This window comes from Enterobacter sp. ECC-249, assembly GCF_043965265.1.
In the GTDB taxonomy this organism is placed as follows: Bacteria; Pseudomonadota; Gammaproteobacteria; order Enterobacterales; family Enterobacteriaceae; genus Enterobacter; species Enterobacter quasiroggenkampii.
Window position 1 is genome coordinate 2,341,878 of sequence record NZ_CP143660.1, and the last position, 16,787, is coordinate 2,358,664.

The following is a 16,787-nucleotide window of genomic DNA, read 5'->3' on the forward strand; positions in this document are numbered from 1 at the left end:
GCGCGCGAGTTCGGGCGACCCGACTGGCGCGCCATGCTGGCTGGAATGACTTCCAGTGAGCTGGGCGACTGGCACCAGTTCTACCGGGAGCATTATTTTCAGGACGCGCAGCTCGATGCGCATTTCTCAGAGCTGCTTTATTCCATCTCCACTCTTTTCTTCCGCGACCCGGAACTTACCCCCGCACATTTCAGCCTGCTTTCTCCTTCCGGTATCGTCATCAGCGATGACGAGCCGGATGATGATGCGCTGATGGCCGCCGCTGAGGGGATAACAGGAGGTATCCGATATGGCCCAGCAGATTAGCGATCTGGTCATCAACCTTGACGTCGACAGCGCCACGTTTAGTGAGCAGGTTGCCCGCATAAAGGGCCAGCTCACCGGGATGGCTGAGGACTCTGAAAAAGTCCAGACGCGAATGCAGCGCGCTTCCGAGCGGCAGGCGGCTGCGTTTAAAACCGTGGGCGACGCTGGCGCGGCGGCTGCCGCAGATATGAAATCCCGCCAGTCGGCCGCAATGGAAGGGCTGACCAAAGACTGGCAGAACGTTTCCAGGTCCGTTGATGAAACTCACCTCCGCGTGACCGAGCTTAATCAGCGCATGCGTGAGAATGACGGGCAGGCCGCAGCGCTTGCCCGTCGACAGGATGAACTGGCGGCATCATTTTTCCGCCAGATTGACGGAGTTAGCCAGCTTAATGGTGAGACACAGTCGCTTGCGAACGTGCAGGCGCGCTTTCGCGCAGCGAGGGCACAGGGCAACATAACCCAGCAGGATTATCTCGCCCTTATTTCCCGCACCACGGCCCGGCAAAAAGAACTGCAGGTCGTGGAGGAGAAATCGGCCGCCGCGCGTACGCGATTCCTCAGCCAGCTGAAGCAACAGGTTGCAGAGCAAAAGCTCTCAGGTACCGAGCTGCTACGCATGAAGGCGGCGCAGGTCGGTGCCAGCGATGCGGCTGAGGTCTGTATCCGCAAGCTTGAAGCTGCCAAAGTGGCCACTCACGGTCTGGGGCTGCAAAGTGCTGCTGCCCGGCAGGAGTTGGGGGTACTTATCGGCGAGGTCATGCGCGGTAACTTCGGTGCGCTGCGCGGCTCCGGGATCACGCTGGCGAACCGGGCAGGATGGATAGACCAGCTGCTGTCACTGCGCGGCCTGGGGATCGCCGGCCTGGTTGGTGGGATTGCCGCGGCGGTATTCGGGCTGGGTAAGGCCTGGTATGACGGCAGCAAAGAGTCTGAGGAATTTAACAGGCAGCTGATCCTGACCGGGAACCACGCAGGGAAAACGTCAGGGCAGCTTCAGGCGCTGGCGCGCTCGCTGGCCGGTAATGGCATCATGCAGCATGCCGCTGCAGGCGTGCTGGCGCAGGTCGTTGGAAGCGGCGCGTTCAGCGGGAATGACGTCAGCATGGTCAGCAATGTTGCCGCCAGGCTGCAGCAGGCTACCGGGCAGGCCGTTGACGAAACCATAAATCAGTTTAAACGCCTGAAGGATGATCCGGTTAACGCGGTCGCTACGCTCAACGATTCCCTTCACTTTCTGACGGCCACCCAGTATGAACAGATAGCTTCTGCTCAGGCGCTGGGGGATTCGCAGAAAGCTGCCGAGCTGGCAATGCGGGCATATTCCGACGCGGTCATTCAGCGCGCCGGTGCGGTCGAGGATAATCTCGGATCCCTCGAAAAAGCCTGGAACTGGGTAAAGAATGCCGCCTCCGGTGCGTGGGATGCGATGCTGGGCGTCGGGCGTAATCCTGACACCGCGATGAAGCGCCAGGACTCTTTTGCTGAATGGCAGGCAGCAGAGAAAGAGTACCGCGCGCTGTCCAGCAATCTTAAAGTCGACCCGGATTATGCCGGTAACAACGTTCTGCAGAAAGCTGATGCGGAAAGGTTGAGAAACGCGCGCCTGCAGGTGGAGCTGAAAAAGCAGGCCTACGATATTGCCGATCAGCAATACGCTCAGGAAGGGCTGGCAGCCGCGCGGGAAAAAATGCGGACGGATCTGCAGGCTCAGGCAATCCGCAACCAGCAGCAGTTTAACCAGCTGGTGGAGTCCGGCGCGACGGCGGCAGAAAAGCGGGCTTCAGCAGAGAAAAAGCTCAGTCAGCTTATTGAGAAAAACCGCCAGGATGCGAAAGACGGCATCGCCACGCTGTGGACTGAAAAGGACATTGCCGCTGCCCGCGCCGGGATTGAAAAGCAGTGGAAGGATCCAAAAACGCCGAAAGGCAAAAGCTACTCAACGCCCGCCGGAGACAAGGCCGAAGAAAAGGCCCAGGCCGAACTCCTCACTCTTCAGGCCCAGCTTAAAACGCTCGAGCAGCATTCCAGCATAAACGACGTCATAAGCAAACAGCGTCAGGACCTCTGGCAAACTGAAAATCAGTTCACCGTTCTGCAGGAGGCTGCTGGTCGTCGTCAGCTTACGGCGCAGGAAAAATCCCTGCTGGCGCACAAGGAAGAAACGCTCGAGTACAAGCGGCAACTGGCCGACCTGGGCGATAAGGTTGCCAGTCAGCAAAAGCTCAACCAGCTGGCCGATCAGGCCGTGAAGTTTGAACAGCAGCAAAAAGCCGCCAGGGCGGGCCTGCAGGCTCAGTCTGAAGGGGTATCCACCCGGGAAGCCGGGCGACAAACTACGCTGCAGCGTCTCAGCGAAAGCTATTCGTACAACCCTCAGGCGCAGCAAAAGGTTCTCGAAGAGCAAAGGGCGACGTTTGAGGCTGAAGATGCCCTGCGCGCAAACTGGCTGGCCGGTGCGAAACAGGGCTGGGCCGAATATCAGGATTCTGCGACAAACGTTTTCAGCTCTGTTCAGCAGATTTCGCAGGCTACGTTCAGCGGGCTGGCGGGCCAGCTTACTAGCCTGACGACAACCGGGAAGGCGAGCTTCAGGGACTTCACCAGCTCGATCCTTAAAATGATAGTGTCCGTTATCAACCAGCTGCTGGTGGCGTACACCATCCAGAGCGCAATGGGCTGGGTTAGCGGCGGGGCGAAAACCTCCTCTGCAGGTCAGTCATTCGCGGTCCCGTCATACCGGCCACAGGGTTTTGACGTGGGCGGTTTTACCGGGCACGGCGGCAAGTACGAGCCAGCCGGTATCGTTCACCGCGGGGAATTCGTCTTCACCAAAGAATCAACCAGCCGCATCGGCGTGGCTAATCTCTATCGCCTGATGCGCGGGTATGCCTTGGGTGGTCTGGTCGGCGGCGGGAGCGCAGCCGGTAATGGCATGGGCGGGATCAGTGTTTATGCCCCAGTCAGCATCAGCCAGCAGGGGAGTGACGGGAGCATAAATCAGGCGAACGCCACGGGGACGGCGAAACAGCTGCAGGCGATTGTTCAGCAGACAATCACCGAGCGACTGAAAAAAGAAATGTCCGCAGGCGGCGTGCTTTATTCGAGGAGGACACAGTGACGGACACGTTTACCTGGCGCACGCGAAAAACAGCGCAGGGCACTGAAACAGCCCGAACGCTGCAGACCCAGTTCGGGGATGGCTACAAACAGATAGCAGGGATGGGTATCAACGACAAACAGGAAACGTGGAACCTGGACTGGACGGGCACCAGACAGGAGGCGGCTGCGCTGCGCGCTTTTCTGATGTCTCACGTTACTAAATCGTTCTGGTGGACCACGCCATGGGGTGAAAAAAAGCTGTTCAGAATGAAGGCCGATTCGTTCAGCGTTTCTTTCCCTACCGGGAAAAAAGCCACAGTGGCCTTCACTTTTGAACAGGCGTTCGCGCCCTGATTTTCTCGACAAACACTGAAAGCTGCCTCCGGGCAGCTTTTTTTATGGAGGGAGTATGAGTTTTACGGCAGACATCCAACAGCTTGAGCCCGGTAGCGTTATTCAGCTGATTGAGATCGACGGCACTGAATTCGGTATGGATCAGGTGCTGCGTTTCCATGCGCACAATATTCAGAAAGAGGGGTGGGCAGCCTTCGCTGCAGAAAATCTGCCCGCCATTATCTGGCAGGGAAACCAGTACGATCCCCATCCCTACGAACTGAAGGGGATGGAGTTGTCGAGTACAGGTTCCCAGCCAACGCCCACGCTGTCCGTCGGGAATGTCGGAAACTATGTCACCGCGCTGTGTCTTGAATATGACGATATGGTCAGGGCTAAGGTCAAAATCCATACCACGCTTTCGAAGTATCTCGATGCCGCCAACTGGAAAAACGGTAATCCGGGTGCCAGCCCGACCGATGAGCGCCTTCAGCTCTTTTACGTCAATGCTAAAACCGCAGAGACGCGGGTACAGGTTGATTTCGAGCTGTGTTCTCCTTTCGATATTCAGAGCCTGCAGCTGCCGACACGGCAGATTACTCCTGTCTGCACCTGGTGTATGCGGGGCTGGTACCGAAGCGGGACCGGATGCGATTACAACGGCACGAAATACTTTACCAAAGACGGTATGCCGACCAATGACCCGTCGAAAGACGTTTGTGGCGGCCGCCGGCAGGATTGTCAGGATCGTCACGGCCCGGACGCGCCGCTGCCGTTCGGTGGTTTTCCGGCCGCTAACCTGCAGGGGAAATAAAGATGCGTGAAAAATTGCTGGATGCTATCCGTCAGCACGTCGCTGCTGAATACCCCAAAGAAGCCTGCGGTCTGATTGTTCAGTCAGGCCAGCAACAAATCTATATTCCCTGCCGCAACATTGCAGATAAGCCCGAGGAGACATTCACGCTCTCCCCGGAAGATCAGCTCGCTGCCCGCGCGCGCGGTGAGATCATCATGCTCATTCATTCCCATCCGGATGTGGTTCGGCTGGTGCCCTCGGAGCTGGACCGGATCCAGTGCGACTGGTCGGGGATTGAGTGGGGGATCATGTCCTGGCCGGACGGGGATTTTTGTACGATTTCCCCGCGTGATGACCGGGATTATGCCGGGCGGCAGTGGGTACTGGGGTACGCCGACTGCTGGTCGCTTATCCGTGAATTTTATCTGCGCGAATACGGCATTGTTCTCGGGAACTATTCAGTACCTTACGAATGGTGGGAGAGTGGCAAGGAACGGCTCTACGACGACAACTGGGAGCGTGAGGGATTTGTTGAGATTGCCGCTGGTGCAATGCAGCCAGGGGACATCATCATGATGAGCGTGCAGGCATCGGTGACTAATCACGCCGCAGTATATGTGGGTGACAACATCATTCTCCATCATCTTTTCGGGCACCTTTCTTCGCGGACGCCTTATGGAAAATATTATCGCGACAGAACGGTCCGGGTGGTCAGGCATAAGGACAGAATGCATGGTTAAGACGCTTATTCTCGAAGGGAAAATGGCTAAAAAATTCGGTAAACGCGTTCAGTTTGATGTTGCCGATCTGCGCGAAATGCTCAGGGCCATGTGTTCACAGGTTCCCGGATTCAAAAAATATATGTCGGAAGCTCATATGAAGGGGATCCGTTTCGCCTTTTTTAACGGTGACAACAATATCGGGCTGGAAGAGTTTGATATGACCCGCGGTGGAAGCGTGTACCGGATCGTGCCCGTTTATGAGGGGGCCAAAAGTTCTGGCGTCCTGCAGATAGTTGTCGGTGCCGTTGCGTTGGTCGCTGCATTCTTTACCGCGGGTGCGAGTATGGCTGCCTGGGGGGCGGCGATGAGTGCAACAGCCATCAGCGCCACGTCAATTTTGACCGGGGTCGGGGTGTCAATGATGCTGGGTGGCGTTGTCCAGATGCTCACGCCCCAGCCATCCTTCGGCGCGGGTAAATCCTCCAGCACGGACAACACGCCTAACTACGCCTTCGGGGCACCGGTTAATACGGTCGCTATGGGGCATCCTGTCCCCCTGGCCTACGGTCTGATCGAGGCAGGGGGAGCGATAGTCAGCGCCGGTATGTACTCGAGCGATCAGCAGTAGGCCAGCGGCCACTAACTTAAAGGTGCTTCGGCACCTTTTTTTATGGGTGAGAAAATGCAGCTTCTTAAACAAGAAACCATCCTGCAGGGTGCCAAAGGGGGAGGTGGCAGTTCACATACTCCGGTTGAGCAGCCTGACGATCTGCTGTCGGTCGCAAAATTAAAAATGCTCATTGCCGTTTCTGAGGGGGAAATTCAGGGCGACCTGACCGCTCAGAACATTTTTCTCAACGATACGCCGCTGGCAAACGACAGCGGGGAATACAACTTCAGCGGCGTGAAATGGGAGTTCCGCAAGGGCACACAGGACCAGACCTATATTGCCGGGATACCCCAGGTCGATAACGAGCTGGCGGTGGGCACAACTGTCACCACCACCGCGCCCTGGACGCGCCAGTTTACCAACCTTTCCCTGGATGCCATCCGCATCAAGCTCAGCCTTCCGGTCCAGTATCTCTATAAAGATAATGGCGATATGGTGGGCACGGTCACCGAGTATGCGATCGATTTATCAACGGACGGCGGCGCCTGGAAAACGGTTGTAAACGGCAAGTTTGACGGAAAGACCACGACGGAATATCAGCGTGACCACCGTATCGATCTGCCAAAATCCATGTCCGGCTGGTCTGTCAGGGTCAGGCGTATTACGGCTGATACCAGCGGATCAAATTCGAAACTGGTTAACGCCTTCAAGGTGTTTTCGTATGCGGAAGTCATCGACAGCAAGCTTCGTTATCCTTTAACCGCGCTCCTGTATGTCGAAGTGGACAGCAGCCAGTTCAACGGCAGCGCGCCGAAAGTGACCTGTAAGATAAAAGGCAAGCTGATTAAGGTTCCGGATAATTACGATCCGATAACCCGAACCTATTCTGGCTCATGGTCCGGCGGGTTCAAAATGGCCTGGTCCAATAACCCTGCCTGGATTTTTTACGATCTGGTTCTGGATGAAATTTACGGCATGGGCACGCGCGTGGATGCGTCCATGGTGGATAAGTGGGCGCTGTATTCAATCGCCCAGTATTGCGACGAAATGGTTTCCGACGGCGCCGGTGGCACCGAACCGCGTTTCACCTGCAACGTTTTCATTCAGAGTCAGGAGGACGCTTGGCAGGTACTTAACGATCTCGCCGCGGTATTTCGTGGAATAACGTTCTGGGGCAACGATCAGATTTATGTCCAGGCAGACGTCCCGCAGGACGATGTTGACTGGGTTTATAACGTCTCAAACGTTATCGATGGGCTGTTTACTTATGCGGGCGGCTCATACAAGAATCGCTACAGCTCCTGCCTGGTGTCCTGGTCCGATCCGCAGAACCATTACAGCGATACCGTTGAGGGGGTTTACGATTCTGCGCTTGTAGAACGTTACGACGTCCGGCAGACGTCCCTCACCGCAATCGGCTGCACCTCGCAAAGTGAAGCGCACCGACGCGGTCGCTGGGTATTGCTCTCCAATGCCAAAGACGGGACTGTATCGTTTGGCGTGGGGCTGGACGGTTATATCCCTCTGCCCGCTGAAATTATCGGTGTCGCCGATCCTTTCCGCTCTGGTAAGGAGAACGGGGGCCGCATAAGCGCGGTCAATGGCCGCCAGATTACCCTCGATCGAGAAATAGACTACGCGGCGAAAGACCGGCTTGTGGTTAACCTTCCCGACGGAAAAGCCCAGACGCGGACAATCAGTGCGGTGAGCGCCGATAAAAAAACGGTGACGGTGGCTACGGCATTCAGTCAGGTTCCTGTGGCGGGCGCTGTCTGGGCGATAGACAGTGATAACCTCGCAATACAGTACTTCAGGGTCACCTCAATCGCGGCTAACGACGACAGCACTGGCGGTTTCACTATTACGGCCGTTCAGCACGATCCAAACAAATATCGTTACATCGATGACGGCGTTCGGGTCGAGTCGCCCCCGATTACCGTCACGCCGATAAGCGTCCTGTCTGCTCCGAAGAATATCGTGGTGACTGAGAGCGATCATGTGTCTCAGGGCCTGACTGTAGCAAGACTGGACGTGTCATGGGATAAGGTAGAGGGCGCAATCAGGTATGTTGGCCAGTGGTGTAAGGACAACGGGGACTGGATAAACGTTCCGGTTACCAGCGCGCAGGGTTTCTCGGTTCAGGGCATTTATTCGGGCAGCTATGACGTGCGCGTCCGGGCGCTGAATGCGCAGGATACGTCTTCACCATGGGGATACGGTGAAACAACTTATCTCTCCGGTAAAACGGGAAAACCGGGTACTCCGCTCAACTTCCTGGTGACCGAAGATGTGGTCTGGCATATCGATCTGACCTGGAAATTTCCGGATGGCTCAGGCGACACGGCCTATACAGAGATTCAGCGCGCCACAACTGCCGACTACGCCAATCCTGAACTGCTGGTCCTGGTGCCGTACCCGGCTGCAGATTATCAGCATGGTCCCATGCCTGCCGGCGTTCGCCAGTGGTACCGCGCGCGCCTGATTGACCGTATTGGTAACGCCGGGGACTGGACCGACTGGGTCATGGGCACGTCCTCGATAGATGTCAGCGAAATAACCAATGACATTCTGGAGGATATGAAAGAGTCGGAAACGTTCAAAGACCTGATCGAGAACGCGGTGGACAGCAACGAAAAAATTGCTGGCATGGCTAACGATATCAAACAGGCCAACGACGAACTGGAGCAGCAAGCGAAAGATATCGCCAAAAATGCCCAGGACGTCGGGAAAGTTCAGACCAGCGTTAATGAGCTTTCCAGCACGGTCGGGAATGTTTCGTCTTCACTCAGTCAGCTTGAGCAGACCGTTGCGACGGCTGATACCGCCCTAGGCCAGCGAATCGACAACATCAGCGTTTCTATGGACGGCATGACGGGCGGGGTCAAGAACTCAGCCATTGCCATTATCCAGAACGGGCTGGCGCAGGTGGCTGCGCGTAAAACCCTGTCTGCATCGGTCGCTGGCAACAGCGCGAATCTGGACCGCATTGATGAAGTGATAGTCAACGACAGGGAGGCAACGGCGCGCTCGCTGCTGAGTCTGCAGACGGACGTTAACGGCAACAAGGCATCCATCAACAGCCTGAACCAGACGTTCTCCGATTACCAGCAGGCTATGGCCACGCAGGTAAACAGCATCACGGCGACGGTGAACGGGCATACCTCAGCCATCACCACCAACGCTCAGGCCATAGCGAACGTAAACGGCGACCTCAGCGCGATGTACAACATCAAGGTTGGTGTCTCCAGCAACGGGCAGTATTACGCCGCGGGGATGGGGATCGGCGTTGAGAATACGCCATCCGGCATGCAGTCGCAGGTTATCTTCCTGGCAGATCGCTTCGCAGTCACCACGGCGGCCGGTAACAGCGTGGCTTTGCCGTTCGTGATCCAGAACGGGCAGACATTCATCCGGGCCAGCTTCATCCAGGACGGCACCATTGAGAACGCCAAAATCGGCAACTATATCCAGTCGAATAACTATGTGGCTGGTTCTGCAGGCTGGAAGCTTGATAAGGGTGGAACGTTCGAAATTAACGGCGTTGCCGGGGGCGGGAGGATGCTGATATCCAGCACCCTCATTCGTATCTACGACAGCAACAACGTGCTGCGCGTCAGAATGGGGTTATGGTAATGCCACAGGGTTTGCAATGCTGGGACGGTGCAGGCCGTATTGCCGTTGATTTAAGTGATTATGCTATCCGATATATTGGAAGCACGTCTGTAACATTTGCAGCGGGGGAAACGGCTAAGGACGTTTCCTTTTCCGGGGTAACGCAGGACGGGTCATTTATATCAATCGTATCGGCGAGTTCGGCAGGAGTAATAAATGAATATTATTGCCGGGCTTTTAATGGTGGCTTTACCGTTTTTTATTTACCGAGCGGTGGCAGTATTTCGATAACTCTTAATCTGGAGGTTTATAACTTTCAATGAGTGGATTCGAAGTTTATAACAGCGCTGGAAAATTGCTGGTTGATTCACAAAACAGGTCGACACTTTTTTATGATCAGCGTGCGCTCGGTGCAGTGACTGACAAAGGTTATTACCGCGTGGATAGCCCGTTCGGAAACGGAAGCACACTGGGCATTACCCAGCCGCAATTCTGGAATGATGGGAATTTGCGCTGGCTGCAGCTGGATATTAATAAGTATGGCTTACCAGGCGCTGACCTTCTGGAAGACAATGCGGGCAGCATGATACGCACGTCCAGAAACGTTGGAATGCAGAGCGGATATATGGATGTTTTCGACAGCGCGGGGAATCTTATCTGGAGCGCCGCCTCGGCATCGAAAATGCCTCGCGTGGTGGGCTTTTTCGACGTGCCTGCCAATTACGATCTGCAGAACAATACCTTTGCGATAAACCTGAGTTTTGATCCGTGGATTCTGGTTAACAACTGCCCAGGCAACCTCAGTGACGACGGAACTGTCGTTGGTTATTCAGGAATCGCACTCAAATGGACAGGCTCACAGCTGCAGGGGAGGTACATCTCAAAAAATCAGCGCAACTGGAGCCAGACACTTCAGGGGCGAGGGCTACGAATTCCCATCGCTCAGTTTGTCGGAATTTGATACTGGCGGGACGCGTGGGTATTGAGTAGCGATCATGTTTTGCTTAACACCTTTTGCAGGTTCGAAGCGGTATACGACATCAAGCTTATCCGTTTTCTTATAACAGATGTTGCTGAACCGCTTATTTATATGTCGGCTGAAAATGCCATTGCTGCTGTCTGAAATTACGTTAACTTCCCTCGTGGCACAGTCGATATTTACGTGAATATCTCCCCCCAGAGATAAGCGCGCCGCATCCACCGGGTAATCCATTTTAAAGGCATAGTCTCTGTCTTTATCGGCACAGCCAGCCGCCAGCAAAAGTGCCACGGCGAATAATCGTTTCATTTCTACATTCCTGTATCTGCGGGAATATCCATTTTATTCGAGTTTAAAAATTAGTCAGATTGATAAGAGCGATCAATTTTACATTATTGATCGCTTTAAACGATCGTTATTATTGAGAGGTAGTTCATGCTTTATAACACCGGCACTATTGCTATCAACGGAAATACCGCCACCGGAACGGGTACGAACTGGACTGCGCCAGCCAGCCAGGTCCGCGCTGGCCAGACGATCATCGTCATGTCTAACCCGGTGCAGATGTTCCAGATTTCATCTGTGAACAGCGCCACGTCAATGACGGTTACGCCTGCTGCTTCCCCGGCGCTGAGCGGCCAGAAGTATGGAATACTGGTGTCCGACAATATCTCTGTCGACGGACTGGCACAGGCGATGTCGCAGCTTATCAAAGAGTATGACGAGAACATTGGCGCGTGGGAGACATTCGCCACTACCTCAGCAAACCAGACCATCACCGTTACCATCAACGGAACCTCCGTTAATATTCCAAGTATTGGCGCGCTTGCCAGAAAGGGGCCCAACAGCGATATCACCGAGTTGAAAGGGCTCACTACTGCGCTTTCTGTTGCACAGGGCGGGACTGGGGCAAAGACTGAAGCTGACGCTCGCGCAAACCTCGGTTTGGGAAACAGCGCCACAAGGAACGTTGGAACGGCTGCCGGAACCGTGGCGGCCGGGGATGATTCGCGGTTGAATACTGTCGATAAAAAAACAGGGGGAAATGTTACCGGCAGTTTGATGGTAACTCAGGGTAGCAGCATTGGCGTATCTACTCAGGAAGGTGGTGATAAGACTGTTAAGCTATACAACATCACAGGGGATGGGACTGTAGGAAGTTATGTAAACGCTGTGGGAGGGGCCTGGTATAACGGGAACTGGTCTCTTGGCGGCGTTCGGGGGAGTGGGACTAATTTAGACAGAGCGCAGTTAAATGTTAATAGCGGAACTGGTACTGCGGGTTCATTTTTGTTTTACCCCGATGAGAGATTCAAATCATCTTCGTGTGGAGCTGATGGGGCTGGTTATGGTGGCTCATGGTCAGACATTAACACATGGCAAAGAAATATCTCTTTTTTCCGAGGTAACGTATCCGTTAATAATGATGCAGGGTTTATTCCTTTTGCCCGCTGGCATAGTCAATGCAGTGGTGGATATTCTTCAACAGTAGGGCTTGGTTCTATAGCTACCGGGCCTAGTTCGTGGGCGGATGTAGCAATAACAACGCTCGGGGATGGTGGTTCTGCCGGACAACGTATATTTCAATTCACGACAGCAAACGGTGATATATACGCCAACGCTGGTGGAAATCTTTCCGGTAACTATATTTTCCAGAAGCAGCCTAACTGTGACATTACGCTGAAGCACGATATTAAATATGATGATGGTTATCAGTCATACGAGAATATCAGGAAATTCCTGCCAGCAACTTACGTCTACAACGATGATCCTCGTGAGAGGGTTCGCCGAGGTGTAATCGCTCAGGACGTCATGAAGATTGATAGTGAGTACGTAAAGCTGGTCCCTGCTGCGCCAAAGTTTGATAGCGAAGGAAACAGGGTTGATGCTGATGATACGTTGGCACTAGATAACAACGTCATCATGCTTGATACCGTGCTGGCATTGAACTACGTCATTAAACAGCTGCAGACAACACAGAAAGAGCTCCAGGAGCTTAAGCTAAAAATAGCGGAATCATAAAGTCTTAGCTTTCAGCCGCAGCCCGTGCTGGTACTCAACTGGCTTTGTCTCACTCAGGTCTACTTACACTCTGCCATTATCGAAAAATTTACAAAAGAGATAATTCGAAACGAGAGAGAAACTTAGAAACGAAACGGCGAAGCTTTAAGCAGTGACGATAGGGCCTGTATCTTGCGGACACTTACAAATAAAACTACTGTATATAAAAACAGTATTTGAGGTGTGTGCAATGGAATTCATCAGGCCAACAGAACTGCGAGAAATTATCGCTCTCCCGCTTTTCAGTGACTTAGTTCAGTGTGGTTTCCCAAGTCCCGCGGCTGATTACGTTGAACAGCGTATCGATCTCAATGAGTTACTTGTCGCTCATCCGAGCTCCACCTATTTCGTCAAAGCCGCAGGTGATTCAATGATCGAAGCCGGGATCAGCGATGGTGATCTGCTGGTGGTGGACAGCTCGCGCACAGCTGAGCACGGTGACATTGTCATCGCCGCGGTGGAAGGGGAATTTACTGTTAAACGCCTGCAGCTACGCCCGACCGTGCAGCTCAATCCTATGAACAGCGCCTACAGTCCGATTGTTGTAGGCAGCGAAGATACGCTGGACGTTTTCGGCGTTGTTACTTTCATCGTCAAATCGGCGAGCTGAGTATGTTTGCGCTCTGTGATGTGAATTCGTTCTACGCATCATGCGAGACCGTATTCAGGCCTGACCTGAGAGGGCGCCCGGTTGTCGTTCTCTCGAATAATGATGGCTGTGTAATCGCACGCAGTGCCGAGGCCAAAACCGCTGGAATTACTATGGGAGAGCCGTTCTTTAAGCAAAAAGAGCTTTTCCGGCGGGCTGGCGTTGTTTGCTTCAGCAGCAATTACGAGCTTTACGCTGACATGTCGAACCGGGTAATGACAACGTTGGAGGAAATGAGCCCCCGCGTCGAAATTTACAGCATCGATGAAGCTTTTTGTGACCTGACTGGTGTTCGAAATTGTCGTGACCTGACAGACTTCGGGAAAGAAATCCGCGCTACAGTTCTGAAGCGTACGCACCTGACGGTCGGTGTTGGCATTGCCCAGACAAAGACATTGGCGAAGCTCGCAAACCACGCAGCCAAGAAATGGCAGAGACAGACGGGCGGGGTAGTTGACCTGTCAAATGTCGATCGGCAGCGTAGGTTGTTGGCTATAGTGCCGGTAGAAGACGTATGGGGAGTCGGAAGGCGCATCAGCAAGAAGCTGAACGCCATGGGCATCAAAACGGCTCTGGACCTCTCTGAGCAGAGTACGTGGATTATTCGAAAGCACTTTAATGTCGTCCTGGAGCGAACTGTCCGGGAGCTGCGCGGCGAACCATGTTTGGATCTGGAGGAGTTTGCACCGGCAAAGCAGGAAATCGTCTGTAGTCGGTCATTCGGCGAACGCGTTACTGAGTATGAGCTGATGCGTCAGGCTATCTGCAGCTATGCGGCGCGTGGCGCCGAAAAGCTTCGCGGCGAGCATCAGTATTGCCGCTTTATCTCCGCATTCGTGAAAACCTCTCCCTTTGCGCTTAACGAGCCATATTACGGTAATAGTGCATCCATGAAACTTCTTACTCCCACTCAGGATTCCCGAGACATTATCAACGCCGCGGTAAAGTGCCTGGACAAAATCTGGAAGGATGGTCACCGGTACCAGAAGGCAGGAATAATGCTGGGTGACTTCTTCAGCCAAGGTGTGGCCCAGATTAATTTGTTCGACGAGAACGCGCCGCGTGCTGGAAGTGACCGCTTAATGGAAGTACTTGATCACTTGAACGCGAAAGACGGGAAAGGAACGCTCTACTTCGCGGGGCAGGGCATTCAGCAACGGTGGCAGATGAAACGCGAGATGCTTTCGCCGAGGTACACTACAAGGTATTCTGATCTTCTCATGGTTAGATAACTTTATCGGATGGTTTTGTCCTTGCATATCAATAATATACATAGGATTTAAGATCATTTTGATAAATGTACCTTAAAGACGTTATGGTTAACAAGGTAGCTGGCGCGAGGCCAGCTGTTTAAAGGTAGTATGAGATTTGTTAAGATTTCTTTACAAATGCAGCAATTAAATTTGTTTGGTTCTCTATCTCTTTTTTGACTTTTTCGACACTCTCGAACGCACTTCTAGCCCTTTCGTCCCTGACATTTTCTATTTTTTCATCATATCCCATATAGTTTACAGAATGTTCAATCGCTTCGTCGTATGCACGCTCTTGTACTTGCAATTTCTCAACTAATTTTACCAGTTCTTCTGTGGCAGCCTTAAGGTCAACACTTTTACTGTTCATATGCATTCCTTCATGAAGATAAATTTTATCTAGTAAGAGAAATAAGGTCTCATAGCAAAACTACGGTGGCTAATTTATCATAATCTCAATGAGATGGATTGTTTGCCGTAAAATAATCTTTAACAATCATGCATGTAACGTAAAAAATCCGCTCTCAGCGAAAATAATAACTAATCTTTTTACTTTAGTTGGCCGCCTCGATTAACTCTGAACCCTGATTTCTCACATTTCCTACAGCGCGCGAAACGGTGTGCCAGATAAACTTGTCGACGGACACTTCACCATCGGCAGCTATCTCTTCCGCTTCTTTCGCGCCCACACTCTGGCGCATCCATTCCCTTGCAGCTTCAGGTGATAGAACAAGCGGTCGGCGGTCATGGATTTCGACAAGCCCTTTATCAGCAGCCGATGTCAAGATGAGAAAACCTTCTGCTTCATCGCCACGCTCAAATGGCGTGCTGCCGATCGCTGCCATAAAAATTGGCTTTCCATCTGCCCGGTGAATGAAGTATGGCTGTTTCTTTACGCCTTCTTTTTTCCATTCGAACCATCCATCGGAGAAACAAATTGCCCGACCGTGCTGCCAGAGAGGTTTAAACATTCTGCTGGTGGCCGCAGTTTCGACACGCGCGTTAATCAGTGGCGGTTTATCCCACCACCCTGGCGCGTAACCCCAGAACACCGGATCGAGGTGCAGTTGCTCATCACGTTCACTAAGCAGCAGGACTTTTGTACCAGGAGCAACGTTGTAGCGTCCAATTGGTTCCGAGTCAAATGCGATGTCACGGTCGGCTTGATCGGCGAGATACGCTAGGTATTCTTCACGAGTTTGGGCTTGTGCAAAACGTCCACACATAGAAACCTCCAGCCAAGTGTCAGACTCAAAGTATAGGGCAGGGAGCGAAGGAGGATAGCAGCGAACCCATTAAGAGATTAATTAATAAAGCCAAAAGTGGTTATCAAAACCCAAAAATCATTGTAATTAATCAATAGGTTAGCTCGTGGTCAATGAAGTGTGATGAACGCGACAATTATGAATTTTTAACTGAAAAATCAATGCATCATGAATGATTTAATGAAATACTGCTGCGTCATATGGAATGGTTCGAAGCCGCAGACCTGATCGTTAAAGGTATGGAAGGCGCGATCAACGCGAAAACCGTAACTTACGATTTCGAACGTCTGATGGAAGGCGCTAAGCTGCTGAAATGTTCAGAGTTTGGCGACGCGATCATCGCGAACATGTAATCCAGATTCTGGGTTAAACAAGAACGGGGGCCTGAGGGTTCCCGTTTTTTTTGCCTCTGCCTGCGGGAGACAACACGATGTTAGCCACTGTCCTTATCGCTGTCGTTGCACTCATTCATCTCTACATTCTCGTGCTGGAAATGTTCCTGTGGAATACCAAAACAGGGCATAAGGCCTTTAATCTGCGTCCCGAGTTTGCGCGCGACACCCGCGTGCTGGCTGCAAATCAGGGGCTGTATAACGGTTTTCTGGCAGCCGGTCTGCTCTGGAGCCTCTGGCTCGGCGAAAAGGGGATTCAGGTGGCCATCTTCTTCCTGGCCTGCGTGTTGATTGCCGGACTTTTTGGCGCGGCCACCGCCAGCCGAAAAATTTTGTATGTACAGGCCGTGCCCGCGCTCGCAGCGCTGCTTGCGTTACTCATCTGAAGCAATGCTTTGGTTGAGATAACGCGTCCGATATACTCGTGACGTTACCCTTAAAGGCCTGAGACGAGACTGTTATGAATAACGATATCCCCCTGAAATATTATGACATTGCCGATGAGTACGCGACGGAAGCCGCTGAGCAAGTTGCGGAGTCTGAGCGCGACGCGCTGGCGCACTATTTCCAGCTGCTGCTCACCCGCTTAGCGAATAATGAAGAGATCAGCGAGGAAGCCCAGCAGGAGATGGCCACTGAAGCCGGGATCCGTGCGGGTCGCATTGATGATGTCGCGAACTTCCTCAATCAATGGGGAAATGAATAGCCTG

17 protein-coding genes and 1 pseudogene are annotated in these 16,787 nt (G+C 53.0%); 15 read left to right on the forward strand and 3 right to left on the reverse strand.

Annotation, left to right across the window (positions count from 1 at the left end):
- Positions 1-33 precede the first annotated feature (33 nt).
- The 9 genes from V1587_RS11245 to V1587_RS11285 are packed head-to-tail and all read left to right on the forward strand — an operon-like array spanning position 34 to position 10,442.
- Entirely contained in the window at positions 34-306 is a 273-nt protein-coding gene (locus V1587_RS11245) for a phage tail assembly protein T (RefSeq protein ID WP_010429901.1), read from the forward strand.
- A complete protein-coding gene (locus V1587_RS11250; RefSeq protein WP_395314325.1) occupies positions 290-3,427 on the forward strand; it encodes a phage tail tape measure protein in 3,138 nt (1,045 codons plus the stop codon). The genes V1587_RS11245 and V1587_RS11250 overlap by 17 nt, the downstream gene beginning before the upstream one ends.
- On the forward strand, positions 3,424-3,762 hold the full coding sequence (locus V1587_RS11255; RefSeq protein WP_048980334.1) for a phage tail protein: 339 nt from the start codon (positions 3,424-3,426) through the stop codon (positions 3,760-3,762). Before V1587_RS11250 ends, V1587_RS11255 begins: the two co-directional genes overlap by 4 nt.
- A 55-nt stretch (positions 3,763-3,817) precedes the next feature.
- Entirely contained in the window at positions 3,818-4,555 is a 738-nt protein-coding gene (locus tag V1587_RS11260) for a phage minor tail protein L (RefSeq protein ID WP_395314326.1), read from the forward strand.
- Between the two features lie 2 nt (positions 4,556-4,557).
- A complete protein-coding gene (locus V1587_RS11265; RefSeq protein ID WP_395314327.1) occupies positions 4,558-5,277 on the forward strand; it encodes a C40 family peptidase in 720 nt (239 codons plus the stop codon).
- Complete coding sequence (locus V1587_RS11270) at positions 5,270-5,887, forward strand: tail assembly protein (RefSeq protein ID WP_048993969.1); 618 nt, start codon at positions 5,270-5,272, stop codon at positions 5,885-5,887. Before V1587_RS11265 ends, V1587_RS11270 begins: the two co-directional genes overlap by 8 nt.
- Before the next feature lie 42 nt (positions 5,888-5,929).
- A complete protein-coding gene (locus V1587_RS11275; protein WP_395314328.1) occupies positions 5,930-9,502 on the forward strand; it encodes a host specificity protein J in 3,573 nt (1,190 codons plus the stop codon).
- Positions 9,496-9,804: a hypothetical protein gene (locus V1587_RS11280; protein ID WP_395314329.1), complete on the forward strand. Its 309-nt coding sequence runs from the start codon at positions 9,496-9,498 to the stop codon at positions 9,802-9,804. Before V1587_RS11275 ends, V1587_RS11280 begins: the two co-directional genes overlap by 7 nt.
- Positions 9,801-10,442, forward strand: coding sequence for a hypothetical protein (locus tag V1587_RS11285; protein ID WP_047364317.1), 642 nt, complete (start codon positions 9,801-9,803; stop codon positions 10,440-10,442). The genes V1587_RS11280 and V1587_RS11285 overlap by 4 nt, the downstream gene beginning before the upstream one ends.
- Here the strand turns inward: V1587_RS11285 and V1587_RS11290 are convergent.
- Positions 10,407-10,769, reverse strand: coding sequence for a hypothetical protein (locus V1587_RS11290; protein WP_047364318.1), 363 nt, complete (start codon positions 10,767-10,769; stop codon positions 10,407-10,409). The two genes, V1587_RS11285 and V1587_RS11290, sit on opposite strands and share 36 nt — an antisense overlap.
- 126 nt (positions 10,770-10,895) lie before the next feature.
- Here V1587_RS11290 and V1587_RS11295 point away from each other — a divergent pair, with 126 nt between their 5' ends.
- The 3 genes from V1587_RS11295 to V1587_RS11305 all read left to right on the forward strand — a co-directional run bounded on the left by V1587_RS11295 (position 10,896) and on the right by V1587_RS11305 (position 14,402).
- A complete protein-coding gene (locus V1587_RS11295) occupies positions 10,896-12,482 on the forward strand; it encodes a tail fiber domain-containing protein (protein ID WP_395314330.1) in 1,587 nt (528 codons plus the stop codon).
- A gap of 229 nt (positions 12,483-12,711) precedes the next feature.
- Positions 12,712-13,131 carry a translesion error-prone DNA polymerase V autoproteolytic subunit gene (locus V1587_RS11300; protein ID WP_020884462.1) on the forward strand — a complete coding sequence of 140 codons (420 nt, stop codon included), beginning with the start codon at positions 12,712-12,714 and terminating at the stop codon, positions 13,129-13,131.
- Between the two features lie 2 nt (positions 13,132-13,133).
- Positions 13,134-14,402: a Y-family DNA polymerase gene (locus V1587_RS11305; protein WP_395314331.1), complete on the forward strand. Its 1,269-nt coding sequence runs from the start codon at positions 13,134-13,136 to the stop codon at positions 14,400-14,402.
- Between the two features lie 139 nt (positions 14,403-14,541).
- Here V1587_RS11305 and V1587_RS11310 read toward each other — a convergent pair whose 3' ends face one another.
- Positions 14,542-14,790: a hypothetical protein gene (locus tag V1587_RS11310; protein WP_395314332.1), complete on the reverse strand. Its 249-nt coding sequence runs from the start codon at positions 14,788-14,790 to the stop codon at positions 14,542-14,544.
- A 184-nt stretch (positions 14,791-14,974) separates the two neighbouring features.
- Complete coding sequence (locus tag V1587_RS11315) at positions 14,975-15,646, reverse strand: SOS response-associated peptidase (protein ID WP_395314333.1); 672 nt, start codon at positions 15,644-15,646, stop codon at positions 14,975-14,977.
- A gap of 221 nt (positions 15,647-15,867) precedes the next feature.
- Here V1587_RS11315 and V1587_RS11320 point away from each other — a divergent pair.
- From V1587_RS11320 to V1587_RS11330, 3 genes and pseudogenes are all read left to right on the forward strand, one after another.
- Positions 15,868-16,038: pseudogene (locus V1587_RS11320) on the forward strand (NADP-dependent isocitrate dehydrogenase); the annotation flags it as partial.
- A gap of 77 nt (positions 16,039-16,115) precedes the next feature.
- Positions 16,116-16,463 carry a DUF1304 domain-containing protein gene (locus V1587_RS11325; RefSeq protein ID WP_371897729.1) on the forward strand — a complete coding sequence of 116 codons (348 nt, stop codon included), beginning with the start codon at positions 16,116-16,118 and terminating at the stop codon, positions 16,461-16,463.
- A 74-nt stretch (positions 16,464-16,537) separates the two neighbouring features.
- Positions 16,538-16,783: a DUF2543 family protein gene (locus V1587_RS11330; protein ID WP_371897728.1), complete on the forward strand. Its 246-nt coding sequence runs from the start codon at positions 16,538-16,540 to the stop codon at positions 16,781-16,783.
- Positions 16,784-16,787: the final 4 nt, after the last annotated feature.